Raw genomic sequence first — 25,791 nt, 5'->3', positions numbered from 1 at the left:
ATTTAAGCTTATTCTAGTTTAGTGATTATCAACAACTTTCATTTAGATCAGAAAAAGTGGAATTAGGTAGATTTATCATCACTTCAACAGTCACTCTTGGTGCAATTGCACACAATAATTCGTAACCAATAGTGCCACATGCCGTTGCGACATCATCAACAGGCAATTGCTCTCCCCATAATTCAACCGGACTACCGTAACTCACATCAGGAAAATCCGTTACATCAACGGTTAGCATATCCATAGAAATACGCCCGACCAATTGTGTTTTATGCCCATTAACAATAACGGGTGTACCGTCTGGCGCATGTCTTGGATAACCATCAGCATAACCACAGGCAACAACAGCGATCCGCATATCACGCTCAGCAGTATATCGGCTACCATAGCCTATTTGCTCACCTTTTTTGACTTGTTGAATAGCTAATATCTCACTATTAAATGTCATTACGGGTTGTAAATCGAAATCAGCAATATCTTGCCAAACACCTGAAGGCGAAACACCATATAAAATAATGCCCGGGCGCACCCAATCTTGATAAGTTTCAGGATCAAACAGTGTTGCGGCTGAATTTGCCAAACACCGAGGTAATTCATTTACCATTGCCTGATTAATAGCGGCCTTTTGTACATCCATATTCAATCCCGTATCTGCATTAGCAAAATGCGACATTTGAATAATAGAACCAATATTTTTGATACTTTTTGCACGAGCAATTGCTTGCTTATAAGTGTCAGGTCGGTAGCCTAGCCGATTCATTCCACTGTTAAGCTTAAGATAGATATTAATGGGCCTTTCTAATTGTGCATTTTCTATAGCATCAAATTGCCAATCAGAATGAATTGTTGTCGTTAAGGAATAACGTTCTAATAAATAAACATCTTCTGGCTTAAAAAAACCTTCCAGCAAAAGGATAGGCCCTACCCACCCCTGCTCTCTTAGCATGACAGCTTTGTCTAGCTCAATTAATGCAAAGCCATCGGTATGACTTAATGCAGGCCAAACACAGGATAATCCATGTCCATAAGCATCTGCTTTCACAACAGACCACACTTTGCTGCCCTTGACTCTCTCTTTAATAACAGACAGATTATGGCTTAATGCATCGAGGTTAATGGTTACTTTTGTGGGTCTGGACATGGTTTTTCCTCAATTAATAAGCTGCATCAAGTTTTTGCCCCGGTAAGAGCAATTTAGTATTAAAGCCATCGATATACCGAAACACAGATAAATCATCAGCAGCAATAGCAGGTTTGTTTCCTGAAATTAAATCAGCCAATAATTGGCCAGAGCCGCATGCCATTGTCCAACCTAATGTGCCGTGCCCTGTATTTAAAGATAAATTACGATAAGCCGTAGGCCCTACAATAGGCGTACCATCAGGCGTCATAGGTCTTAAACCCGTCCAAAATGTGGCTTTTTCAATATCACCGCCACCTTGATAGAGATCTTGTACAACCATTTTTAATGTTTCACAGCGCGATTTTAAAATGTCCAGATTAAAACCAACGACCTCCGCCATTCCACCGACACGAATTCGTTCATCAAAACGTGTTACTGCAATTTTATAGGTTTCATCTAAAATAGTGGATGTTGGTGCTCTTGATGCATCAATAATCGGCATCGTAAGTGAATAACCTTTAAGAGGATAAACTGGAATGGCGACTTTGTTTTTCAAAAACTCTGTTGAGTAAGAGCCCATGGCAACAACATAGTGATCGGCTGTTAATAATCCATCATGGCATTGAACACCCGCTACTTTATCACCATCAAATAACAAATGTTTGATTTCTTTGTTAAATAGGAACGTAACACCGGCATCCTCTGCCATTTTAGCGAGTTTTTTCGTAAAAGTTTGGCAATCACCCGTTTCATCATTCGGTAAACGTAAACCACCTGTCAATTTGTGACTAACATGCTCAAGAGCTGGCTCTGCTAATTTTAATTGATCCGCAGTTAACAATTCATAAGCAACACCCTCTTGCTTTAATACAGCAATATCATTGGCTGCATTATCAAATTGCTTTTGATCGCGAAAAAGTTGCAGAGTGCCACCTTGACGCCCTTCATATTCAATACCAGTATCTTGGCGTAACTGGCGAATACAATCACGGCTATATTCAGCAATACGCACCATACGACTTTTATTCATGGTGTAATGTGACGCATCACAATTACGTAACATTTGCCACATCCAACGTAACTGGAAAAGTGAGCCATCAGGTTTAATTGCTAATGGTGCGTGCTTTTGGAACATCCATTTAACTGCTTTTAATGGAATACCTGGTGCTCCCCAAGGCGTTGCATACCCTGGAGATATCTGGCCTGCATTACCTGCACTAGTCTCTTCTGCTGCACTGCTTTGTCTATCAACAACAACGACTTCATGGCCTTGTTGCACAAGATACCACGCACTTGTTACACCAATAACGCCGCCACCTAAGATGATCACTTTCATGGCAAGACTCCAATAATTTACATTGATATAACATAAGAATAATATTCCATACACAAAAAGCCAATATAGAATAATCATCTAGACCAATAAAAAAGCAAATTTTAGAGTTGAGTCACATTTGATTGCTATTCGACAAGTAATTTTCAAAAATAATTATTGAATTAACGCATGAAATCAACAAGATATAATTATCACCATAAATTATAATAATATTGATTAGTAAATTATTTAAAATTGAAAAGAGTTTAAGATGTAAGAAGATAAAATTGAGATTTTATTAAAACCCAATAATAGACTTAATTTAAGATGATAAATCTTTAATTAACTCACTTTGGTTACTCTTTTTACTAAAAATAACCTATTTAAAGCATTGCCTAAAAAATGACACTTTTTCGCTTTTTAAAAGCATAAAAAAACCAGTATCACAAATTATATGAATACTGGTTTTTTCTATTGTGATAAAGCAACAATCGTAATTAGCGTTTTACTTCTTCTAGATCACTAGGTAGTGGTGACTGTAAACTTTGCCAGATAATACCACTGTCTTTACCATATTGGCGAACGCATTCCATGACATGCTCGACATCTTTTTGCTCACATAATGTAGCCAGTTTTTTATAGAATGCTAACGCGAGTTCTTTGGCTTGAATATTTGAGAAATAATAACGGCCTACGCGCGTATAAAGCCCTTTTAAACCATTTAAGATAAGACCATAAATTGGATTACCTGACGCAAACGCTAATCCACGGAAAATGTTGTAATCCAGTTCACTAAACTCATCAGCGCTATTTTCAGTGGTAAGCTCATGGTTTAAAACTTCAATACATTTTTCAGGGCTATTTCTAAATGCTGTCCGTATAAAAATAGCTGAAATATTGGTTCTGACAGCCAATAAATTATCTATTAACTGTGGTACTCGATCATGATCAAGACGAGCAACTGTTTCAAGGATATTAAGGCCAGATGTTTCCCAGAAATTGTTTACCTTCGTTGGCTTTCCGTGTTGAATAGTTAACCAACCATCACGAGCAAGGCGTTGTAACACTTCTCTTAATGTGGTTCTTGTAACACCAATTAATTCAGAGAGCTCACGTTCCGCTGGAAGAATAGATCCAGGAGGAAAACGATTATTCCAGATGCTTTCAACAATATACTCTTCCGCAAAACCTGCGGGGCTTTGAGCCTTAATAACCATATTTTTATTTCTTCCGAAGCGATTTTTCTGCTAATAATGAAAAAGATAATATCAGAATGCGTAATTTTGATATAGCTCAACCATCATTAAATAGTGAATGGCATCATAAAACTTGATGTAGTTTTATCAATTTATTATTACTAATGCGCTTAATTTCACAGCGATTAGCGCGTACTATGGTTCAATTGCGTATCATTGCGCTTAAAATCTCTATTTGGAGGATGAGAAACCTAATGGATATGAGTATAAGACAAGCACTACTAAAGAACTTTATGGGAAATTCCCCAGATTGGTATAAGCTTGCTATTCTTATTTTTTTAATTATCAACCCACTGATTTTTTTCTTTGTTGACCCTTTTGTCGCCGGTTGGCTATTAGTTGTAGAATTTATTTTTACACTAGCTATGGCGCTAAAGTGTTACCCATTACAACCCGGAGGATTACTTGCCATTGAGGCTGTCATCATTGGTATGACTAGCCCAAAACAGATTGGTCATGAAATTGCCAACAACCTTGAAGTGATTTTGCTTCTTGTCTTTATGGTTGCAGGTATCTATTTTATGAAGCAATTATTGCTGTTTGCTTTTACTAAACTGCTGTTATCCATTCGTTCTAAACGAATGTTATCTATTGCCTTTTGCTTTGCAAGTGCCTTTTTATCTGCCTTTTTAGATGCTTTAACTGTAATCGCGGTTGTAATCAGTGTCTCTCTCGGTTTCTACTCTATTTATCATAATTTTGCCTCTAATCAATCAGGTGCAGAATTAAGTAATGATAGATTTATTGATACCGCAGAAAAAAAACAAACTTTAGAACAATTCCGTGCCTTTTTACGTAGCTTAATGATGCATGCCGGTATCGGTACTGCGTTAGGTGGCGTAATGACCATGGTAGGTGAACCACAAAACCTGATTATTGCAAAACATTTAGAATGGGATTTTGTGACCTTCTTCATCAGAATGTCACCTGTCACTATTCCTGTTTTCTTTGCTGGTCTTGCAGTGTGCTACTTAGTAGAACGCTTTAAGCTCTTTGGTTATGGCGCTGAATTGCCTGATTTAGTTCGTAAAGTTCTAACTGAATACGACAGAAAAAACAGTGAAAAACGTACATCTCAAGAAAAAGCTCAACTAATGATCCAAGCATTAATTGGTATTTGGTTGATTGTTGCTTTAGCGCTCCATTTAGCAGAAGTCGGTATTATCGGTTTATCTGTTATTATTCTTGCCACTGCATTTTGTGGGATCACAGAAGAACATGCTCTTGGTAAAGCATTTGAAGAAGCCTTACCTTTTACTGCATTATTGACCGTATTCTTCTCTATCGTTGCCGTTATTATTGACCAACAGTTATTTGGCCCTATTATTCAGTTTGTTCTTCAAGCTTCAGAATCCTCACAACTATCCCTTTTTTACCTCTTTAATGGTCTACTATCTGCTATTTCTGATAACGTGTTTGTAGGTACGGTTTATATCAGTGAAGCTTTAACCGCATTGCAAGATGGATTAATTAGCCAATCACAATATGAACATATTGGTGTTGCTATTAATACAGGTACAAACTTACCTTCTGTTGCGACCCCAAATGGTCAAGCTGCATTCCTGTTCTTATTAACATCAGCACTATCACCGCTCATCCGTTTATCATATGGCCGAATGGTAATAATGGCACTGCCATACACGATTGTAATGACATTACTTGGTTTACTGGCTGTTGAGTTTTGGCTTGTTCCTGCAACACATTGGTTCTATGAAATTGGTTTAGTTGCTATTCCATAACAATAGATCCACAGTTACACCACATTAATAGGACTTTTATTTGATGAAAGTCCTATTTTCTTCTTTAAAAGAAGCTTGAATGTAAATATTTGTGAAATAACAGGTTTCAACTTTTTTTGTGCTTGATTTTTGGGCAGAATATACACTTATTTTATTTAATATTTAAATGGATATTATTATGCTGACTTCTCTTCGTCACTGGTCACAAAGCCGTTTTTCATGGCTGTTGCTTGCATTAACAGCAATAGGTCTTGAAGGCGCTGCATTGTATTTTCAGTACGGAATGGAATTAATGCCTTGTGTAATGTGCGTCTATCAACGTATCGCGGTGTTGGGAATATTAGTTGCCGCATTGATTGGGGCGACTGCACCTAAAATGGCACTTATGCGAATGGCAGGTGGTTTCTTATGGATTTATTCTGCATACCGAGGAATTGAACTTTCTTGGGAGCATACACAACTTATTCTGAATCCATCACCTTTTGCAACCTGTGACTTTTTTGTCACTTTACCCTCTTGGTTTGCTCTGCAAGATTGGTTCCCTTCTGTATTCCAAGCAACTGGTGATTGCTCTGTCAGCCAATGGCAATTCTTAACTTTAGAAATGCCACAATGGATGCTTATTATTTTCTCAGCTTATTTTGTTGTAGGTTTATTAGTATTAATGAGCCAAATAACAAGTTCTTTTAAAACAAAAGAATAAAAAAGAAAATAGCCCTTAGCGATAAACTAAGGGCTATTTTAATAATAGAAAATTGATGATTAAACATTCAACCCAAAATAAGCTTTAACCAGGAATACAAACCCCATCAATTAAAGCTTGTTCACTACAACGCTTACCATTAGCAAATTGACACACAGGTGTCTGACCACCATGTAATTCATAGTTTAAAGAAGGCACGCCACCTGAAAAGACACAAGTTGCCTTGGCTGATTCATCTAAGGGAATATCAAGGCTGGTTGTCGGTATTGTTCGACTTTTACTAACCACTTGTGTAGATGAAGATTGTGTCTGCGCTGAATTACTGCATCCTGCAATAAAAGCAAAGCTAGTTAACATAAACAGATAACAAGCCGTTTTAAATTTCTTTTGCATCAAAGACACCTTAATTTCTTCCAGTTATTCCTATTAGTGTGAAGCACTTTTTGAAAGTAGATTTATAACTAAAACACCAGCAATAATTAAAGTCATACCAACAATGGCAGGTAAATCAAGTTTTTGTTGATAGAGAAACACCGCCGCAACAGAAACTAAAACTATCCCTAACCCACTCCATATTGCATAAGCAATACCTAATGGCATAACTCTTACCACTTGAGAAAGTGCCCAAAAAGAAAGACAGTAACCAATGACGACCACAATAGATGGATATAATCGGCTAAAACCATCAGAAGCTTTTAGCATTGTTGTCGCAATCACTTCCGATATAATTGCCAATATTAGGTAAGTTAATCCATTCATTTTTTCGTCTTAATCCTATACAAAGTCAATTTTGTGAATTCTATCACAAGCTATCCTCAAACAGTTCATGCAATCTAAGACTCAATGCGCTTATTTGAGGATTATTTAGATTTAGCACTAAGTACAATGACTTATTTTGAATGATTTCTATACCCTCATCTATCTAAATTAGGTACAATTTATAATTATTGTATAATTTAAATTTTCATCTTATAAAAATATTTTTATCTAAATTAAAAACCATGAATTTACAAACATCTTCTAATAATGTATTTAAAATAAAGCCTGAGATTACAAAAATACAGAACATCTTACTCAATCCCCATCTCTCCATCCCTGATTACCAGCGCCCCTATAAATGGACAACACAGCATGTTGAACAATTTTTTATTGATTTATTTCATCATCAAGATAAGGAGGCTTGGCGAATTGGTACATTAGTAATTCATCGACATTGCTTAAATGAAAAAATAATAGACGATATTGTCGATGGACAGCAAAGAATTATTACTTTAATACTGATAATTAAAGCATTTATCTACGAACGATTAGAGACCAATTTATTCAATGACAACAATGAAATCGATAAAAAACTAAAAAAACAACTTTTAGAATTAGATAAAGTTATTTTTAATCCTATTTTTGATAATAAGATTTCTCAATACAATATTCAGATTAACTACCAACTTATTTGTCAACATATTAATCGTCCCACATTTGGTAAAGAACAAATTGTTTTTTTATTGAATAATTGTGAATTAGTTCAAGTAACTATTGATAATATCTCAGAAGCGTTCCAATTCTTTGATTCACAAAATGCTCGAGGACGAGATCTTGTTCCTCATGATCTTCTAAAGGCATTTCATTTACGTGAATTTAATACTGAGGATAGTGTGTTAAAAGAACATACCGTACATTTATGGGAAAATAGTAATAGTGAAACATTAAGTAACTTATTTGGAGAATATCTTTATCGAATAAAAAAATGGATAAATGGGGAATCTGCTCGTGAGTTTACTAAAAACGATATAGGCTTATTTAAAGGTGTTAATCTAGAAAAAAGCCATTCTTATCCTTGTGTTAAAGCTCTTCAAATGATACATCATGTTGTTGATGATTATAATGCTCACTACACAAGAAAAATTGATCACCAATCGATGATGTATCCATTTCAACTTGAACAAAAAATTATTAATGGTCGTCGTTTTTTTGAAATGATTAGCTATTATCAAATGCTATTACCTCATTTAAAAAGCACTTCAGTTATGGATAAGGTGCATCTTACAGAAAATGCTAAAAATATTTTAACCACGATTAACACTTATAATGCAAGACATCGTATTGGTGATAGTTATGTTCGAACGATGTTTAATTGCCTACTACTCTACTATTATGACAAATTCGGTATTGAACAAATTTCTGAGGCCATTGAAAAGATCTTTATATGGGCTTACAGCTTACGCTTAAATTATCAAGTATTACCATTAGCCAGTATGGATAATTATGTACTAAAAAAAAATCTTTTTAAATTATTGAGAAACTCAATTGAGCCCACAGATTTTTTACAATTTTACTTACCTATTGTAGAAAAAAATTATTCTAGTAAGACAAATTCTATTGAAGCGTTATTTAAGAAAATGAGGTATATGTCGTGAGCCAACCTATTTCTCTTTCTGTTAAAGATCTACTCCAACATGCTCATTACATGATCCCTATGTATCAGCGTAATTACTCTTGGGAAAAAGGCGAAATATCACAATTAATCAATGATATATTAGATTACCTACAACATAAAAATGCTAATTATTATCATATTGGTACTCTTGTTGTTTTTAAGCATGAACAACATAATAAAAAAGAAATCTATGAAGTTATTGATGGTCAACAACGTTTAACGACATTATCACTATTAATGATTTGGATACAAAAAGAATTAAAAAACAAAGGCTTTTACTTTTCACCTAATATTGAATTTGAGTGTCGAGAGAGTTCAAAAAACACCATTAATAGCCTTTTTAATTTAAAGAAAAATAGTGACGATTTAAAGGCAGGAAATATTTTTCCTATCAATAATGCTATTGTAAATGGTTATAAAATAATTAATGATTCTCTTATTAAAATCCTTAACGAGCGGAGTGTAAGTTTAGAAAAATTTACTGATTACCTCATCAACAAAGTACAAATTCTTCGGGTTGAAGTGCCTGCACAAACTGATTTAAATCACTATTTTGAAGTGATGAATAATCGAGGAGAACAATTAGAAAAACATGAAATTTTGAAAGCTAAGTTATTAAGTATCCTTGATAGAATAAAAAATGAAAAAGATAAAAAATATAGTAAATTAGCATTAGATCTAGTTTGGAATGCTTGTGCTGATATGAATAGTTACATTCAATCTGGTTTTGACTCTACGCAACGCCAACATATATTCGGTGAAAATTGGGATAATTTATTACCATCAGATATAAATTCATTTATTCAATCTTTAGAAAATGCATCGACTGATAATGAGAATAATGAAAAAATCGATACTAATGATAACACATCAAAAAAATTCAATTTAACTGAATTAATCCAATTACCTTTTATCAAAGAAAATAAACAAAACTCTCCTAATAGTGAAGGCTCTGAACGTTTCCATTCAGTTATTTCATTTCCGAACTTTCTAATCCATGTTCTTAATATTGTCACTAAAGATGAAAAAGTTGCATTAGATGATAAACGACTTTTAGATTTTTTTGATCAATTTCTTTTGAAACCCTCGGAAATAAATTCAAGTGATGAAAATATCATCAATAATGTAAGAAATTTTATTTGGTCATTATTAAAATGTAAATATCTTTTTGACCAATGGATTATTAAACGAGAATATATTGAAAATAAAGATAGCTGGAGTTTAAAAACTTATCGTAAAAGTACTAGCAAAACGCATTATTATGCTAATACTCATGGTAAAGAAGATCACAATGATATGACCCAGCATTCACTTATAATGATACTTTCTGCACTTCATGTGTCGACCCCTACACAAGCATATAAATATTGGCTCAATGGTGCATTAAATTGGCTTTATAATACCCATAAGGTACAAGGAGAGCTCTATTTAACTTATTTAGAAAAGATGACAAATAGATTCGTTTTTGATCTTTGGTTAGTACCTAGCACTCTCTCTTATCAAAAAATAATTTATTCTTCTGAAAGTGAAATAGAAAAGAACATTGATAAGAATAAAAAATATTTCAGCAACTTATGTGAAAACTTGCCCAATAAAGAAATCGAACATCTAGAAAACTGCTTATCTTATGGAAAAATAGCACATAATCTTATATTCAATTACTTAGATTATCTATTATGGAAAAAATATTATAGTAGCGATGACGCCATAAAAAAATTTGAATTTACATTTCGAAGTTCTGTTGAACACTATTACCCACAAACCCCTATGAATGGGTATGAAAAATGGGAAACAAATAAGCTAAATAGTTTCGGCAACTTATGTTTAATTAGTCATAGTAAAAACTCACGATTAAGTAATCTCATGTTTGAAGCAAAACAAAGTTATTATCATAACAATGATATTGACAGTATTAAACAATACTTAATGATGAAAGAAAAAGTTTGGAATTATGATAGCTTAGACTCACACTATAACGAAATGAAATCCACACTAATCTCATCGCTAGATATATAAATTTATTAATAAAAAAGGCATCTTTCATATTGAATAGATGCCTTTATATCGTGGAAATACTTATTTAGTGTTGATGAAGCTGATTTTTTTGACGAGGCTTTCCGCCCATGGAAACACGATAGCGATTAAAGATAAAACCACACCAAACCACAGCGATAACACTTAATATTGTTCCTGCATAGCCGATGTTTGTCATGCCGGCATGTAAGATAACTTGATTACCAATCAGTGCTCCAGCACCGATACCAATATTAAAAATACCCGAGTAAATGGACATGGCGATATCTGTTGCATCAGGGGCTAAATCAATCACTTTGACTTGCATTCCAAGACAAATGCACATAAAGCCGATGCCCCAAAATATAATCAGTGCAATAAATGTCATTAAACTTTGGCTACTCATCATTAATAAGCTTAAACAGAATGTCAGCAAAATTAAGGCAAAGAACAAGAGTGATGTTGGCATTTTGGTACTATAACGACTAAATAAAATACTTCCCACAATACCTGCACCACCAAAAATAAGTAAAACCAAGGTGGCAAAGTTTTGATCTAAATTGGCAATATCAACAACAAAAGGCTCTATATAACTATAAGCGGTAAAGTGTGCAGTAACCGCGATTACGGTTAACAGAAAAATACCCATTAATGGTCCACGTTTTAATAACACGGGCACACTTTTTAATGATCCCGAATGCTCACTTGGTAATAAAGGTAAATAGCGCATTAATGCAAACATGGTAATTAAAGCTAAAACACCAATTCCCATAAATGTTGCACGCCATCCTAACCATTGTCCAACAACGCGACCTAAAGGCAAACCAAGTACAGTTGCTAATGCAGTTCCTGTCGCTAATAAACCTAATGCTTGAGCTCGTTTACCCGCAGGCGCGACTCTAATAGCCAGTGATGCAGTAATAGACCAGAATACGGCATGAGAAAACGCAACACCTATACGCCCTGCTATCAACGATTTAAAGTCCCATGCTATACCAGATAAAATATGACTTAAAATAAAGAGAATAAATAAAATAATAAGTAGCTTACGTCGCTCAATTTTGCTTGTCATTATCATTAAAGGCAAAGACATTAAAGCAACAACCCAAGCATATATTGTGATCATTAAACCTGTTTGAGCTGGAACCATGCCGAAGCTTTCAGAAATATCACTTAACAGTGCAACCGGAACAAATTCTGTTGTATTAAAAACGAAAGCTGCAAATGATAATATTATTACTCTGATCCACGCTGTTTGACGGCTAACTTCAGTTACATTTGATGCTGCTATATTCATAATTAATCGATGTTTTCTTAAATTATATTGATATATATGCCATGCTTTTTACAGAAGCTTTTGTCTGATTTACTTTTCTTACTTGAGTTAAAATGGATTTATTATATTGAAAATAAAAAAATAACATAAAGATAAAAATGCATTTTATTAGAAACAAAAAATAAACCAAATCATCACTAAATCTCATTGCTAAAGCGAATCAGCTATCAATTTTAGCATCTCATATCATGATTTTGAATCCCCTCCGCAACTTCTTTTTAACGTTAACATAATCTTCTAATAGAGAGATTATAGATATAAATGACCTATCACTATTTTAGGTTGAAGAGTAAAAATATGCTCTTTTCAAGAAAAATATATCGCATATTCATTGAATTAAGTTAAGAGATATTAATTTAATAGTCAGAAATAATCTTACTGTTGGACAAAAGATAAATAAAAATAGAAAGGATATTGAGATTACTGACTCAAGTCATTAATAACTTGAAGTGCCTGTTCGCAAGCAATATTTTTCGTAGATGATGTTGAACCATCGAAAGCATTTTTGACAGTCGAAATTTGTTCTTTTGCAGATCGTGGTAACGTTAAATTTCCATTAGAAAGTGCTTTTTCAACATCATTTAGCTTTTCAGCTAACTGCTGACAGCTTCCATTGTTATTTTTAGATTGATAAATAGCCATAAGCGTATCGCGTTTTGCATCTACGCTAGAAACAGTTTCACGTACGGTAGATGACGAACTTTCAATCACTTCGCGGCTTTCATTCCAAAACTCAGCAGTATTTTCTTTAATGACAGAAACAATTAAAATAGCAACAAGAATAGCCAGTATAATAGTCAGCGACAATATCCCCCCAGCAATAATAAGTATCTGTTTCATATTAAACTCCACATATAAATTATTTCTATTTTAATATTTCTTTTTTAATATATATAGTCAAAATAAATTGGGTTCAATCTGGATTACGATTCTTTTTATTTTTTACATTTTATTACGGAGGTATACAGTTCTATTTATTCTTATTTATAAAAGAAAACAAGCACCTAGTTTTACTTAGGTGCCATTAATTAATATATAAATTTTTCTTGATTAAATTATTTTTTAGAACAACATGCAATATAATTTAAAACATGTCGATTCTCTCTAAAAAAACGGAACATTGATAAGAATCGTGATCTATTTCTCTTTTTTATCACCCCATTCTTAATTATTTTTGCAGTCCTAAATAATCCTTCATCACGAATGAAACCAATAGGTGACATTAAACTCATATTACCTGATTTTATTTTTACTTCTGAAAAACCAACATTAATAAATAAGTCGTGCCACTCTTGCAGAAACATAGGTGCTACATTTGATTTCACTACATCGATTAAGTTGTTTCTATTAACCTCATCATTTTTCTTCATAATATCGTGGGTTAATAATAAGCCACCTGGTTTTAAAACGCGGTAATACTCTTTAACTAGTTTTGCTTTGGCTTTATCTGCATACATTGTCAGCATCGCTTCATTTATCACAATATCAAAAGTATTATCAGGAAAAGGCAAAGATAACGCATTGGCTTTTGTTAATTGGATCAAATGTGATAATTGAGCACTATCGACATTTTTTTTCGCATGAGACAAAGCATTATCATCCATATCGATAGCAATGATATGACAACCGTATTTCTTGGCAATCTCGATCGAAGTTGTCGCCATATTGCAAGCAATCTCAAGAACATGGCTTGATGATGTAAAATGTGCATTATTAATTAACCAATCAGATGCCTCTACACCGCCCGGTCTTAAACGTGTTTTCCCTAAACTCGCTAAAAAGGTATGCCCTGCTTTTGATGGTTCTTGAGACATAGATTGCGTTGTAATTTGATTATCCATATAGCCACCTTAAAGTTGCATTATTAATACAACTTTATAGCAAAATAGCTTTAATGGGAATAGTTATCATTAATTTTCTTTTTTTATAAAGAAATTCCGAGTCTGCAAAGAGGTATAAATTAGATATTGATATATAACCAATTGAAATAAAATATGTTAAAAGACTATTTTTGTAATTACGTCATTAAAGGTAAAGAATATTAAACTTTGAATAACAACATTGACCTTCCCCTAGGGGGAATCTTTAGAGTGATAACAATTTCACGATAAATTAAAGGAAACTGTTATGAAAAAGATTTTACCTGCTGCGGTTATTTTAATGAGTGCTATCTCTTTTGGTGCAATGGCAAATAATACACATATGACCATGAATATGGATACACCTCATAACAGCTCACCAATGCAAAAGGAACTCAATGATTCCATGAATAAAATGCATGCTGATATGGCAAAAGGAATGAATACTGATAATGCAGATGTTGCTTTTGCTGATGGCATGATAGCCCACCATTTAGGCGCTATTGATATGGCTAAAATTGAGTTGAAATATGGTACTGATCCTGAAATGCGTAAACTAGCTCAAGCTATTATTGATGCGCAAGGCCCTGAAATAGAACAAATGCAAAAATGGTTAGAAAAAAATAGAACCGATAAATAATAAATTTATAAGGCTGTGATTTATTAGGCGCAGCCTGTCTTTTTTTTAATGTTTACCTTCCAAATTTCTTATTAAAGATAAATCAAATAATTTTCTAATATTCATCTCATACATTATAATTTTATAACTATCGCAACATTAATCGCTTTATCCCGTATGGAGCCCATATGAATAAATTAGAAAACATGGCGTCATTAACTCAAAAGCTAGCCATGCAAATTAAAAAATGGACTCACAATACTAATCAATTTGAAACTCAAATTCCGGGATTAACACTAACACACTGGACTTCTCCTACACCAATTACCAGCCATACTCATAAATCAGGGATCTGTTTAATTGCCCAGGGCGAAAAGAGAGTGATCTTAGGAGAAGAAAGCTTTATTTACGATGCCAACCATTTTTTAATTTCTTCAATAGAACTCTCTGTTATGGCAAATATTATGAGAGCCAGCGACGAGAAACCGTTTTTAGGGCTAGTTATGGAGTTAGATCTGCAACAAATATCACAACTTATCGTTGATAGTGAATTAACATTTAGCTCAGATTCGAATACCCCAAAAGGCATTGCTGTTGGTGAATTATCAGAACCTTTAGTCAATGCGTTTATTCGCTTACTCACTCTTCTTGATGAGCCTGATAGTATTAAAATCCTTGCTTCTGGTATAAAACGTGAAATTTTCTATCGTCTACTGATTACCGAGCAAGGTGAGCGATTAAATCAAATTGTCACAGCAGGTAGCCATAGTCATCAAATTGCTAAAGCGATTGATTGGCTAAAAAGTAATTATATAAAACCATTAAACATCAATGAATTGGCTTCATGTTCAGGAATGAGTAAATCTGCTTTTTATACTCATTTTAAAACAATGACATCAATGACTCCGCTTCAATTCCAAAAAAAATTACGACTCAGTGAAGCCCGTCGATTGATGTTAACTGAAAATCTAGGTGCAATAACAACCACTTTCCGAGTTGGTTATGAAAGCCCTTCTCAATTTAGTCGTGAATATAGTCGATTATTTGGATCACCTCCAGCAACCGATATTAAGATGCTCAAAGAATCTAACAATATTTGAATACAACCACTTTTTATAAGTCCAATCGTTTTATCTTTTTTACCTATTTATATTATTTATTATCACTCTTTTATCTTTTGGAAAATTAGGCAAGAGACTAAGAAGATCGGACATTCATATCTCAATGTAGAAGCGATAGCATCTCTATTAAACAAAAATAGACCAATATTTCTTGAAGTTAAAAGAACAAACTATACTTCAATGAGATAGCTATCAAATTAATATTGCAATAGGATATCAAAATGCAACTCGATTTTACTTACTACAACCCGACAACTATTCATTTTGGTAAGAACTCTCTTGCTAAATTAAATGATGAATTATCACATTATGGTGAAACCATCATGCTGATGTACGGTCGTAATGCAATCAAATCTAATGGCCTTTATGATGAAGTGATTGCAATACTCAAACATGCAGGAAAAAAAGTGGTTGAGTTATCAGGTGTGATGCCTAATCCAACTTATGCAAAAATGATGGAAGGCGCTCAATTAGTTCGTGAGCATAACGTCAGCTTAATTTTAGCCGTCGGTGGTGGCTCTGTTATTGATTGTGCAAAAGGCATTTCCATTTCAGCCTATTGTGAAGATGAAGATCCTTTTCAAAAATACTGGGTTGAATATCAAGATGTGACCAATAAAATTGTCCCTGTCGCATCAATTCTTACCATGGTAGGCACAGGCTCTGAAATGAATGGTGGCTCAGTCATTACCCATGAAGAGACTAAATATAAAATTGGACGTGTATTTCCTGCAAATGTATTCCCTAAATTTTCGATTTTAAATCCAGAATATACGTTTTCTGTTTCTCAGTATCAGATGGTAAGTGGTGTTTTTGACACGATGTCGCACTTGATGGAGCAATATTTTTCTGATCAAGGTGCAAACACAACAGATTACTTAATTGAAAGTTTATTAAAATCTTCGATTGATAATTTACGTATCGCACTTAAAAATCCAAGTGATTACGAAGCAAGAAGTAATCTTATGTGGAATGCAACACTTGCACTAAATACCCTCACAGGATTATCAAAAACACAAGATTGGCAAGTCCATATGATTGAGCATCAATTAGGGGCTTATACAGACTGTGCGCATGGAATGGGACTTGCTGCAATTTCTCTACCTTATTATCGTTTTATCTATAAGTTTGGTATTGAGAAATTTGTACGATTTGCAACTCAAGTATGGGGAATTTCCGCAGAGGGAAAAACACAAGATCAAATTGCACTTGAAGGTATTGATGCACTAGAACATTTCACAAAAGAGTGCGGTATTGTGACTTCATTAGAAGACTTAGGTGCAACAAGAGAGATGCTTCCTGAGATTGCACAATCAACCACAATTATTGGTAGAGGCTATAAAAAGCTAACCACTAAAGATGTCCTCGATATTTTGGAAGCTTGTTTCTAATATTAAGCAGATATAAAAAAACGGACCTCATTGAGGTCCGTTTTTTATATGGTTCCCAAAGAAAACTTGTCGAGTATATTTTGTACGGCTCTAAAACACTGAGCTTATTAACATAGCTATATTCACAGTAATTTAAGATATAGCCCAGTAAGTGTCAGCTAGTACTCTTTTTAAACAAAATAAAAGCCTCTTTAGGCAATTAAATAATGATACAAACTTAATTCTATCGAATAATGTAAACGCAAATGCATTGATACAATAGAGTGTGTTTTTCCTCCATCGATCTCTGTTGCTTGCTCATCCATAATCGAATCTTCAACGATATCAGCTGGGCCTAAATAATAAAATTCTGTACCTTCAGAATCATCTTTTTTAATAAAAAAATGTATTACAGCTGTTTTATCTTTTTGAGATTGAAATATTTCAAGCATTGGTCCTGAATTTCGTGTTTGCTTAGACTTACTATACCATTTGATAAGATCTGGACTTAATATCTTATCTTCATAATGCACCTTGGAATTCAAATCTTCCGTTTTTTGATAAGTTGTGAAAATAGGCAGTGTGTTATGTTTAAGGCGATAACCATAAATAGTACTTGATTCGTCCTTATGCCAATTTAATAATCGACATATATCTTTTCTACTGTAACGCTCATACAGTTTTAATGGTGTAGATGAAGAGTATTTTTTATTTTTCGCTTTTGCTACATTTATAATATCTAAGAAGCGATTTTTAAACTCTTGATTACATTCTAATAGATTTTTTATTTCTGATGCCAGAATATAATTTTCTGATGCCTCATCATAAATAACTAAAGAAGATCCACCATACCTTTTTCGTTCAATCTCTCCCCAAAAATCATAATTCAATATTCTTTGGACAGAAATTATAGTTTCTACTGTATAACTAACTTGATTATCATCTAAAACTTTTAAATAATTAGCATGTAATAATGTAGATTGGATATATAAAGTTTCTAATAATAAAACTTCATGTAAGCGTTTACCATTTAATAACTCCCTCATTAAGAACAACAAAACGGCATCCGCATATACCCCAAAAGTTTTTATGGGTTGTCCTTCCATTGAGGCAATAAAGTCATCATATGTTTTATATGAACTGGCTATAACACTAGGATCTACACTATTATTGGTAATAAAATCCAACAATAACGGGATACGGCCTATACGGTTTTTTAAATCAATGTAAGCCTTTTTGATGGATCGAACACTATCAAGTTTGACGGAAGAAATAGCCTTAAGCACTCTCTCCTGTGCTATTTTTTCAAAGCTAATATTACTTAAACCATACAAATTACCAGGATCAATAGCTGCTCGTCTGATAGTTTCTTTATTCAATGAGTTATCACCCATCAAGGCTATTGGGATCAAATAGTTCTTCTGATAATTCCCTATAAAATCAATAACAACTAGATATTCTTTAGTTGGAAATTTGCGCAATCCTCTACCTAGTTGCTGAATGAATATGATGCTTGATTCCGTTTGTCTCATCATAATCACTTGATTTAAACATTGAATATCAATGCCTTCATTAAATATATCCACAACAAAAATATACTGAATTTCTCCAACCTCAAGCCGCTTAATAGTGTGTGCTCTATATTCCTGTGGATCTTCTCCCGACAATGCTACAGTTCTATAACTTCTATTATTGAATTCATCTGAAAGATCTCTTGCTTCATCTAGTGAACGACAAAATATTAAACCTTTGGGTGAATCACCTGAATACCCATAATATTCTATTTTTTCAATTAGAAAATCGACTCGCTCGTCACTAACTAAATGTTTCAGATTGGATAAATTATCAATTAATTCGCCATTAAGCTCATAATCCACCACGCCAAAATAATGAAAAGGCGCAACTAAATCCATTTCTAATGCGTCTTTCAAGCGGATCTCATATGCAACGTTGTAGTTAAACATTTCAAAAATATTAAATCCATCTGTTCTTTCTGGCGTAGCAGTCATACCAAGTAAAAATTTCGGTTTAAAATAATCTAAAATTTTTTGATATGAAGTAGCACCAACTTTATGGACTTCATCAATAATAATATAATCAAAATGATCAGCTGAAAACTTATCTAAGTATTCTGTCTGTGACAAAGTTTGTATTGTCGCAAAAAGATAATTAGCGTTTAAATTTTTTTGATTGCCCGAAAAAATACCATATTCAATCTCTGATGAGGCGGGAATAATTTTTTTAAAACTTTCGGATGCCTTTAATAAAATTTGTTCTCTGTGTGCCAGAAACAGCATTCTCTTGGGTTTAGCATTTTGTATTTCAAAGGCAGATAAATATGTTTTACCACTTCCGGTAGCAGAAATAATAAGCGCTTTTTTTTTATCTTGATCTCTTAAAGCCTTAAGATTTAGCAAAGCATCTTGCTGCATTTTATTTGGTTTAATTATGTCTGTATTAACTACTTCAGATATTGAGTTATCTTGCTGGTATAGCTTGTTATTTTTCTGATATTCAATCGTATATTTATTGATAAAAACCAAATCTAATAACTCACTAGCTCCCCACTCATCTTCAAATATATCTCGTAATTTTTTGTAGATATCACCATCTTGATAGCTCGTAATAGCGAGATTCCATTCATAATTTATCTTTAATGCATTTGCCGTTAGATTTGAGCTACCAATAATTGTAGTTGAGTAATTTTCATAATGAAAAAAATAGCCTTTGGCATGGAATCCCTGTTTTGTCGAAATCTTCACTTCTAAATTAGAGATTTTTAGTAATTCTTTAAATGTATCAGGATGGTTAAATGTTAAATAATCTGATGTTAGAAGTCAGCCAGTAATTCCTCTAAGAGACAAATCTGACAAGATTGTTTTAAGTAGAGATAAGCCCGATTTAGTCACAAAAGCGACCGCAATATCAAATGATTTTACATTTTTTAATCGATCAATAATGCCTGACAACAATTGATCATCATAACTTTGATTTGTAAAAACCTCAGCTTTAAGGTGATCTTTCGCTTGTATCTGATGATCTACAAAGCTGTGTAAAATAGACTGCTTAAAATCTTTATGCATTGCGACTCTCTTCTTTTAAGATTTTTTCAACAGCAGAGATATCAGCGGGGGCCCAATTTAAAGTTAGTAGCTCAGAAATAGGAGTCCACATTCCTTTTTCATGTTCGTATAATTGAATCTTTCCACTTTGAAGAACTGACTTATAAACACTTAAATTAACATTTATATTTTCATATTCGTGTAAATGAGTATCGATATGTGCTTGTACCAGTATTTCACATCCTAATTCTTCTTGAATTTCTCGTTTAAGTGCCTCTTCAGGAGTTTCACCGGGTTCGATTTTACCTCCAGGGAATTCCCATAATCCTGGTAAGCTCATTTTTTGAGATCTTAAGGCACAAAATATTTCATTTTTTTCGTTATACATTGCAGCTGCAACAACATAAATAGTTTTTTTAGTCATAAATCTGGAATACCTAATACAACATTTATTTGAATACCCTCAGTATATACATTTATTTACCATATATTCCTTATATTCATCTCTTTTTGAAAATTATTGAAAATAATTTTTTAAACAACAAAAATGGTCAATGGCTTAATTTCAAACAAGTAAGGATCATTGATCGCTCTGATAGTTGTGTAAGATTTTCTAATCCACTCCGATTTCTTTTTTATGCTATTCCTTCGGGTCATTCGAACTATTTACCCATCTCACTCTTGTATCTTATTTTCTCTAAGATCACCGATGAATATCTGATGGATGCAAGGACAACAGACACGGTTCAAAAATGCAGGATCCAAATAGAAATAATAGTTTGGGATATTGCTAATAAGGAGTCGAATGAAATACTCTGACGCTTACTCGATACTCATCAAATGATGCTACTTTTAACTAAGCAGCTAATAAATATCCAGAATAAGAATAATTGAAGGTGTAAATGGCTTACCCGGTAGAAGTGATTATTATGGATAAAGAATTTAATTTACTTTGGTATAGCAACCAAGCCATATCTGATAGACTTTAAACAGAGCTAACCATGTTTGATTGACCATCCAAACATGTTGCTCAAGATAGTATTAAATATCACTTTTTATCAGCTTATCGATTGATACGGTTAAAGTTTTTGCCGTGCCAATATGAAGAGAAAAATATTATCCATAAGTAAAATACCACCTCTAAAAGAGGTGGCTTTAAATTGGGCCCCCTATAAGGGGGCTATATTCTTTATTAATCCTCCAACAATTCCATTTGTTGGTCGAGCTCTTGATCAACTTTATCCTGATGCCTTACATAACGCCTAATGATGGCTTCATTAACCCCCACCGTATCAGCAAAATATCCCCTAACCCAAAAGTGATTACCCCAAATTTTCTTACGTATATGCGGAAATCGATTATATAACCTTATCGCACTACGTCCTTTCAGGACTCCCATTAGTGTTGATATTGATAGTTTAGGTGGGATCATTACAACTAAATGTACATGGTCTGGCTGAACATTTAGCTCCAATACTTCACAGTCTTTCATATTGCAGAGAATATAAATTGTTCTATAAAGCTATTTTCCTACTTTATCTTTCAATATCTTATAACGATATTTAGGTGTCCAAACTAGATGATATTTGCAACGCCAATACACATGTGATGAACTTCTGTATAAACCCATGTTATTTCCTCTTTACTTGTGGTGAGTAAGAGATAGTTTTTTAACATGGGTTTCCTTCAGGCTATAGCCTCACAGGGTCAATCACCACCTCCTAAGGAGGTGGTTTAAGGCTGACAATAAAAAAACGGACCTCATTGAGGTCCGTTTTTTTATATGGTGCCCAGGGCGGGACTTGAACCCGCACAGCCTTACAGCCGAGGGATTTTAAATCCCTTGTGTCTACCGATTTCACCACCTGGGCTAAATTGTATTTACTTGTTACGCTTAATACCCGTTTATCAAACAAGATAGATAACAAATAAATTTTAAGCATTTACTTCTAAACTAACTTTAGTTTTTGCTCTTCTCTCACCAACTTGGTCGCTAGTGGAAGAAAAAACGGACCTAAGTTAAGGTCCGCTATTTGTATGGTGCCCAGGGCGGGACTTGAACCCGCACAGCCTTACAGCCGAGGGATTTTAAATCCCTTGTGTCTACCGATTTCACCACCTGGGCTAAATTCTGTGGTGCGCCCGTAAATTCTTATTACTAAGATAAATACTGGTATGGACGACTTATTACTTATTTCCCAATGCCATTGATAATGGACTTTTTTGCACCAAACTCTCATCTAGAAGAGTTGGTGCCCAGGGCGGGACTTGAACCCGCACAGCCTTACAGCCGAGGGATTTTAAATCCCTTGTGTCTACCGATTTCACCACCTGGGCATTAATGGAGGCGCGTCCCGGAATCGAACCGAGGTACACGGATTTGCAATCCGCTGCATGACCACTCTGCCAACGCGCCTCAACTACTCAATCTCATTAGAGATTGGAGCGGGAAACGAGACTCGAACTCGCGACCCCAACCTTGGCAAGGTTGTGCTCTACCAACTGAGCTATTCCCGCTTTACCGAACTTGCTGATTTACTTATTTATTTCCGTAAACCGTTGTGCCTTTCGATGCGTTGCATTCTACTGATTTCCTGAATCTAGTCAACACTATATTTGCATCTTTTTGACTGTTCGGTGAATTTTCAGTCATTTCGATCAACCTTCACGCAAATCTGACCATGCAGCGCTCAAATATTGAAACATTGACCAGAATGTCAGCACGGTTGCAATATATAATAAAGCGAATCCAAACCACTCCGCTTCAACAGTAGGACGCCATAATAACACAACCAGTGAACCCATTTGTGCGGTCGTCTTCACTTTTCCTATCCAAGAAACTGCAACACTATTACGCTTTCCTAATTCAGCCATCCATTCTCTTAGTGAAGAGATGATAATTTCACGAGCAATCATGGTTGCTGCGGGTAAGGTTATCCACCACTCATGATAGTATTCAGTAATTAAAACAAGTGCTGTTGCAACCATTACTTTATCCGCTACTGGGTCAAGAAAAGCCCCGAAGCGAGTAGTTTGTTTCCATCTACGTGCTAAAAAACCATCAAACCAGTCAGTTGCAGCTGCTACCATAAAAATAATAGCGCAAACTAATGGAGCATCTTTGAATGGTAAATAAAACACCAAAACAAAGAATGGGATTAGTGCGACACGAAATAGAGTTAGCCAAGTTGGGATATTTAGTTGCATAGCGTTCTACACGACCTAGAAAAGTGAGAGTTATTAATATGGTGCATCAATACACTTAGTGTTTCAACGCATTAAAAATTTTTTCTGCTAATGCAGTCGAAATTGTGGGGACTTTCGCAATTTCTTCAACACTTGCGTCTCGCAAAGCTTGTAGCCCTCCCATATATTTCAACAACATTTGACGGCGCTTAGGCCCTACACCTTCAATAGATTCTAACGAACTGGTATTTTTCACTTTTGCTCTACGCTGACGATGTCCCGTTATTGCATGACGATGCGATTCATCACGAATATGTTGGATCAAATGCAACGCAGGTGAATCAGAAGGTAATGCCATTCCTTCACCTTCAGGCACAAAAAACAAGGTTTCAAGCCCTGCTTTACGATCACTCCCTTTTGCGACACCTATTAATTTCGGGTGTGATTTGTCCCAATCAACATCAAGAGAATCAAATACCTCTATTGCTTGTGCTAATTGCCCTTTACCACCATCGATAAAGATAATATCTGGAACCTTAGTCTCTTCTAATGATTTACCATAACGTCGAGTGAGCACCTGATTCATCGCCGCATAATCATCACCAGGAGTAATACCACTGATATTATAGCGCCTATATTCAGATTTTAATGGGCCATTCATGTCAAATACTACACATGAAGCCACAGTTTGCTCTCCCATAGTGTGACTAATATCAAAACATTCCATTCGTTTTATCTCTTTCATACCAAGAAGAGACATCAATGAGGTATAACGTTGTGAAATTGTCGATTGTTCGACTTGTTTTGAAGCCAATGCTGTTGCTGCATTTGTTCTGGCTAATTTTAAATAACGAGCTCTATCACCACGCGGTTTTGTTTGAATTTGAATTTTTCGCCCCGCTATTGAAGAAATTGACTCAGAAAGAATGGCTTTATCTTCTAAATTAAAATCAAGCAAGATTTCAGTTGGTAAAGTTCGAATTGCACTACCTTGTAAATAAAATTGGCCAATAAAAGTCTGAACAACTTCATCAATTGAGGTATTTGCGGGGACTTTAGGAAAATAGCTCCGACTTCCTAACACTTTACCTTGACGGAAAAAGAGCACATAAACACAAGCAATCGCACCATTAAAAGCGACACTGATCACATCAAGATCATCACCAATATTGGCGACAAATTGTTTTTCAGTCACTTGCCTTACCGCTTGGATTTGATCACGAATGCGAGCCGCCTCTTCAAAACGTAGATCTTGGCTTGCTTCTTCCATACGTTTAACCAATCCGTCAATAACTTGCGAATCATCACCTGAAAGAAAAAGCCGCACATAATTAACTTGTTGGGCATATTCTTCATCAGAAACATAGCCTTTTACACAAGGTGCAAGACAGCGCCCAATTTGATATTGCAAACAAGGCCTTGAACGATTGCGATACACACTGTCTTCGCATTGACGAATAGGAAACAATTTTTGCATTAATGCCAATGTTTCTCTCACTGCAAAGGAGTTAGGAAAAGGCCCAAAATATTCCCCTTTAGCATGTTTTGCACCGCGGTAACTAGCAAGTCTAGGGTGTTTATCACCACTTAAATAGATATAAGGATAGGATTTATCATCGCGTAACAACACATTATAGCGAGGTTGATAACGCTGGATGTAGCTATGTTCAAGCAATAAAGCTTCTGTTTCTGTATGGGTGATCGTGACATCAATATTGGTGATGCACTTCACTAAAGCTTCGGTCTTACGGCTATTTACTTGTGTGCGGAAATAGCTCGAAAGCCTTTTTTTCAGATCTTTAGCTTTGCCAACATAAATTACTGTGTCTGTCGCATCATACATCCGATAAACACCCGGTTTATTTGTGACTCGGCTTAAGAATGCTTTGGCGTCAAATTTGTCTTCCACTTTGTAAATGACTCTCTATCTCAATTAACCCATAACGTATTGCTATATGTGTTAATTCTACATCACCTGAGATTTTAAGTTTACTAAACATTCGATAACGATAGCTATTTACTGTTTTTGTATTAATATTCAGCTCTCTTGCAATTTGTGCGATTTTTTTTCCTCTGATGATCATCGACATAATTTGCAATTCTCGTTCAGATAGATGATGTAACGGATTTAATTCTTGCTGTAATTTTGTGAGTGCGATTTCCATAGCTAACTCTTGGCTTATATATCGTTGACCGATACAAACTTGCCGAATAGCTTGCAGAATATTTTCACAAGAAGTATCAACGACAATAAAGCCTTCAATACCTAATTGAAGAAGCGTTATTGATAATATAGAGTCTGTTTTTGGTGAAATAACAATAATTTTAATTGATAAAGATGATCGCTTTATTCTTTTTATAGAATCAATTAATGATACTGAAGGTGCTGAATAAATAATAATAAGATTAACCGAAAATTGTCGACAATAACGAAATGCATCACTTTCATCATTCATCACCTTTCGGATATTGATTTTTTTAATCTGACTAAGAAGTGTTTTTATTCCCAAGCTAAATATTTCAACTCGACTTATTATCAATGTATTTATCAATAACACTCTCCTTTTAAATCAAAACATAACAAAAAAATTAGATTAACTTGTTATAAATTTTAAAGAAAAGATCATACTATAATAAAAAATAGCAACCTACCTC

At 34.4% G+C, this 25,791-nt stretch carries 21 protein-coding genes, 5 tRNA genes and 2 pseudogenes; 7 read left to right on the top strand and 21 right to left on the bottom strand.

The window, feature by feature from the left end; genetic code table 11:
• Positions 1-28: 28 nt before the first annotated feature.
• The 3 genes from alr to fadR form a co-directional block, all read right to left on the bottom strand.
• On the bottom strand, positions 29-1,141 hold the full coding sequence (gene alr, locus DK857_RS05680; RefSeq protein WP_109401755.1) for an alanine racemase: 1,113 nt from the start codon (positions 1,139-1,141) through the stop codon (positions 29-31).
• Positions 1,142-1,154: 13 nt separating this feature from the next.
• On the bottom strand, positions 1,155-2,459 hold the full coding sequence (locus DK857_RS05675; protein ID WP_109393929.1) for a D-amino acid dehydrogenase: 1,305 nt from the start codon (positions 2,457-2,459) through the stop codon (positions 1,155-1,157).
• 476 nt (positions 2,460-2,935) lie between these two features.
• Positions 2,936-3,655 carry a fatty acid metabolism transcriptional regulator FadR gene (gene fadR / locus DK857_RS05670; protein WP_109393930.1) on the bottom strand — a complete coding sequence of 240 codons (720 nt, stop codon included), beginning with the start codon at positions 3,653-3,655 and terminating at the stop codon, positions 2,936-2,938.
• A gap of 233 nt (positions 3,656-3,888) precedes the next feature.
• On the opposite strand from fadR, the gene nhaB reads away from it, so the two are divergent.
• On the top strand, positions 3,889-5,433 hold the full coding sequence (nhaB, locus tag DK857_RS05665) for a sodium/proton antiporter NhaB (protein ID WP_109393931.1): 1,545 nt from the start codon (positions 3,889-3,891) through the stop codon (positions 5,431-5,433).
• A gap of 178 nt (positions 5,434-5,611) precedes the next feature.
• Positions 5,612-6,136, top strand: coding sequence for a disulfide bond formation protein DsbB (gene dsbB, locus DK857_RS05660; protein ID WP_109393932.1), 525 nt, complete (start codon positions 5,612-5,614; stop codon positions 6,134-6,136).
• A gap of 84 nt (positions 6,137-6,220) precedes the next feature.
• Here the strand turns inward: dsbB and DK857_RS05655 are convergent, their stop codons facing one another.
• Complete coding sequence (locus DK857_RS05655) at positions 6,221-6,529, bottom strand: putative hemolysin (protein ID WP_109393933.1); 309 nt, start codon at positions 6,527-6,529, stop codon at positions 6,221-6,223.
• A gap of 33 nt (positions 6,530-6,562) precedes the next feature.
• Entirely contained in the window at positions 6,563-6,895 is a 333-nt protein-coding gene (locus tag DK857_RS05650; RefSeq protein ID WP_109393934.1) for an SMR family transporter, read from the bottom strand.
• Positions 6,896-7,137: 242 nt separating this feature from the next.
• On the opposite strand from DK857_RS05650, the gene DK857_RS05645 reads away from it, so the two are divergent.
• Positions 7,138-8,550 carry a DUF262 domain-containing protein gene (locus DK857_RS05645; protein ID WP_109401794.1) on the top strand — a complete coding sequence of 471 codons (1,413 nt, stop codon included), beginning with the start codon at positions 7,138-7,140 and terminating at the stop codon, positions 8,548-8,550.
• Positions 8,547-10,586: a DUF262 domain-containing protein gene (locus DK857_RS05640; protein WP_109401754.1), complete on the top strand. Its 2,040-nt coding sequence runs from the start codon at positions 8,547-8,549 to the stop codon at positions 10,584-10,586. The genes DK857_RS05645 and DK857_RS05640 overlap by 4 nt, the downstream gene beginning before the upstream one ends.
• A gap of 64 nt (positions 10,587-10,650) precedes the next feature.
• On the opposite strand, the gene DK857_RS05635 is transcribed toward DK857_RS05640, so the two are convergent.
• The 3 genes from DK857_RS05635 to DK857_RS05625 all read right to left on the bottom strand — a co-directional run bounded on the left by DK857_RS05635 (position 10,651) and on the right by DK857_RS05625 (position 13,760).
• Positions 10,651-11,880: a sugar transporter gene (locus tag DK857_RS05635; RefSeq protein ID WP_109401753.1), complete on the bottom strand. Its 1,230-nt coding sequence runs from the start codon at positions 11,878-11,880 to the stop codon at positions 10,651-10,653.
• Positions 11,881-12,339: 459 nt separating this feature from the next.
• Positions 12,340-12,759: a hypothetical protein gene (locus DK857_RS05630; protein ID WP_109393936.1), complete on the bottom strand. Its 420-nt coding sequence runs from the start codon at positions 12,757-12,759 to the stop codon at positions 12,340-12,342.
• A 215-nt stretch (positions 12,760-12,974) separates the two neighbouring features.
• On the bottom strand, positions 12,975-13,760 hold the full coding sequence (locus tag DK857_RS05625; protein WP_227003123.1) for a class I SAM-dependent methyltransferase: 786 nt from the start codon (positions 13,758-13,760) through the stop codon (positions 12,975-12,977).
• Positions 13,761-14,046: 286 nt separating this feature from the next.
• Between DK857_RS05625 and copM the strand changes: the two genes are divergently transcribed.
• From copM to DK857_RS05610, 3 genes are all read left to right on the top strand, one after another.
• Entirely contained in the window at positions 14,047-14,418 is a 372-nt protein-coding gene (gene copM / locus DK857_RS05620; RefSeq protein WP_109393937.1) for a CopM family metallochaperone, read from the top strand.
• Between the two features lie 167 nt (positions 14,419-14,585).
• Complete coding sequence (locus DK857_RS05615) at positions 14,586-15,497, top strand: AraC family transcriptional regulator (RefSeq protein ID WP_109401752.1); 912 nt, start codon at positions 14,586-14,588, stop codon at positions 15,495-15,497.
• Positions 15,498-15,739: 242 nt separating this feature from the next.
• Positions 15,740-16,909: an iron-containing alcohol dehydrogenase gene (locus DK857_RS05610; RefSeq protein WP_109401751.1), complete on the top strand. Its 1,170-nt coding sequence runs from the start codon at positions 15,740-15,742 to the stop codon at positions 16,907-16,909.
• A 191-nt stretch (positions 16,910-17,100) separates the two neighbouring features.
• Here DK857_RS05610 and DK857_RS19560 read toward each other — a convergent pair whose 3' ends face one another.
• The 13 genes and pseudogenes from DK857_RS19560 to DK857_RS05550 form a co-directional block, all read right to left on the bottom strand.
• The gene (locus DK857_RS19560; protein ID WP_405124800.1) at positions 17,101-19,431 is read right to left on the bottom strand and encodes a DUF3427 domain-containing protein; all 2,331 of its coding nucleotides are present in this window, start codon (positions 19,429-19,431) and stop codon (positions 17,101-17,103) included.
• 33 nt (positions 19,432-19,464) lie between these two features.
• Positions 19,465-19,668: pseudogene (locus DK857_RS19555) on the bottom strand (phospholipase D-like domain-containing protein); the annotation flags it as partial.
• A 57-nt stretch (positions 19,669-19,725) separates the two neighbouring features.
• On the bottom strand, positions 19,726-19,971 hold the full coding sequence (locus DK857_RS05600) for a phospholipase D-like domain-containing protein (protein ID WP_109401749.1): 246 nt from the start codon (positions 19,969-19,971) through the stop codon (positions 19,726-19,728).
• Positions 19,964-20,374, bottom strand: coding sequence for a (deoxy)nucleoside triphosphate pyrophosphohydrolase (locus DK857_RS05595; protein ID WP_099660541.1), 411 nt, complete (start codon positions 20,372-20,374; stop codon positions 19,964-19,966). Before DK857_RS05595 ends, DK857_RS05600 begins: the two co-directional genes overlap by 8 nt.
• A gap of 768 nt (positions 20,375-21,142) precedes the next feature.
• Positions 21,143-21,580, bottom strand: a pseudogene (tnpA, locus tag DK857_RS05590) (IS200/IS605 family transposase).
• 154 nt (positions 21,581-21,734) lie between these two features.
• Positions 21,735-21,821, bottom strand: a tRNA-Leu gene (locus tag DK857_RS05585).
• A 167-nt stretch (positions 21,822-21,988) separates the two neighbouring features.
• Positions 21,989-22,075, bottom strand: a tRNA-Leu gene (locus DK857_RS05580).
• Between the two features lie 125 nt (positions 22,076-22,200).
• Positions 22,201-22,287, bottom strand: a tRNA-Leu gene (locus tag DK857_RS05575).
• A gap of 5 nt (positions 22,288-22,292) precedes the next feature.
• Positions 22,293-22,366 (bottom strand) — tRNA-Cys (locus DK857_RS05570).
• 25 nt (positions 22,367-22,391) lie between these two features.
• Positions 22,392-22,467: transfer RNA gene (locus DK857_RS05565), tRNA-Gly, on the bottom strand.
• 141 nt (positions 22,468-22,608) lie between these two features.
• Positions 22,609-23,157, bottom strand: coding sequence for a CDP-diacylglycerol--glycerol-3-phosphate 3-phosphatidyltransferase (pgsA, locus tag DK857_RS05560; protein ID WP_075674025.1), 549 nt, complete (start codon positions 23,155-23,157; stop codon positions 22,609-22,611).
• 55 nt (positions 23,158-23,212) lie between these two features.
• Entirely contained in the window at positions 23,213-25,045 is a 1,833-nt protein-coding gene (gene uvrC / locus DK857_RS05555) for an excinuclease ABC subunit UvrC (protein ID WP_109401748.1), read from the bottom strand.
• Positions 25,029-25,694, bottom strand: coding sequence for a LuxR C-terminal-related transcriptional regulator (locus DK857_RS05550; RefSeq protein WP_227003122.1), 666 nt, complete (start codon positions 25,692-25,694; stop codon positions 25,029-25,031). Before DK857_RS05550 ends, uvrC begins: the two co-directional genes overlap by 17 nt.
• Positions 25,695-25,791: the final 97 nt, after the last annotated feature.

The sequence above is a fragment of the Proteus terrae genome, assembly GCF_003144325.1.
Classification (GTDB): domain Bacteria; phylum Pseudomonadota; class Gammaproteobacteria; order Enterobacterales; family Enterobacteriaceae; genus Proteus; species Proteus terrae.
This window is presented reverse-complemented; position numbering and strand designations above follow the sequence as displayed.

What these genes read in the sequence shown, in the direction of transcription:
- dsbB (WP_109393932.1), top strand. Translation starts at nt 5,612, where the DNA reads ATGCTGACTTCTCTTCGTCACTGGTCACAAAGCCGTTTTTCATGGCTG.
- DK857_RS05630 (WP_109393936.1), bottom strand. Translation starts at nt 12,759, where the DNA reads ATGAAACAGATACTTATTATTGCTGGGGGGATATTGTCGCTGACTATT.
- nhaB (WP_109393931.1), top strand. Translation starts at nt 3,889, where the DNA reads ATGGATATGAGTATAAGACAAGCACTACTAAAGAACTTTATGGGAAAT.
- DK857_RS05615 (WP_109401752.1), top strand. Translation starts at nt 14,586, where the DNA reads ATGAATAAATTAGAAAACATGGCGTCATTAACTCAAAAGCTAGCCATG.
- copM (WP_109393937.1), top strand. Translation starts at nt 14,047, where the DNA reads ATGAAAAAGATTTTACCTGCTGCGGTTATTTTAATGAGTGCTATCTCT.
- DK857_RS05645 (WP_109401794.1), top strand. Translation starts at nt 7,138, where the DNA reads ATGAATTTACAAACATCTTCTAATAATGTATTTAAAATAAAGCCTGAG.
- DK857_RS05655 (WP_109393933.1), bottom strand. Translation starts at nt 6,529, where the DNA reads ATGCAAAAGAAATTTAAAACGGCTTGTTATCTGTTTATGTTAACTAGC.
- pgsA (WP_075674025.1), bottom strand. Translation starts at nt 23,157, where the DNA reads ATGCAACTAAATATCCCAACTTGGCTAACTCTATTTCGTGTCGCACTA.
- DK857_RS05600 (WP_109401749.1), bottom strand. Translation starts at nt 19,971, where the DNA reads ATGCATAAAGATTTTAAGCAGTCTATTTTACACAGCTTTGTAGATCAT.
- DK857_RS05610 (WP_109401751.1), top strand. Translation starts at nt 15,740, where the DNA reads ATGCAACTCGATTTTACTTACTACAACCCGACAACTATTCATTTTGGT.
- DK857_RS05650 (WP_109393934.1), bottom strand. Translation starts at nt 6,895, where the DNA reads ATGAATGGATTAACTTACCTAATATTGGCAATTATATCGGAAGTGATT.
- DK857_RS05635 (WP_109401753.1), bottom strand. Translation starts at nt 11,880, where the DNA reads ATGAATATAGCAGCATCAAATGTAACTGAAGTTAGCCGTCAAACAGCG.
- fadR (WP_109393930.1), bottom strand. Translation starts at nt 3,655, where the DNA reads ATGGTTATTAAGGCTCAAAGCCCCGCAGGTTTTGCGGAAGAGTATATT.
- DK857_RS05675 (WP_109393929.1), bottom strand. Translation starts at nt 2,459, where the DNA reads ATGAAAGTGATCATCTTAGGTGGCGGCGTTATTGGTGTAACAAGTGCG.
- alr (WP_109401755.1), bottom strand. Translation starts at nt 1,141, where the DNA reads ATGTCCAGACCCACAAAAGTAACCATTAACCTCGATGCATTAAGCCAT.
- DK857_RS05595 (WP_099660541.1), bottom strand. Translation starts at nt 20,374, where the DNA reads ATGACTAAAAAAACTATTTATGTTGTTGCAGCTGCAATGTATAACGAA.
- DK857_RS05625 (WP_227003123.1), bottom strand. Translation starts at nt 13,760, where the DNA reads ATGGATAATCAAATTACAACGCAATCTATGTCTCAAGAACCATCAAAA.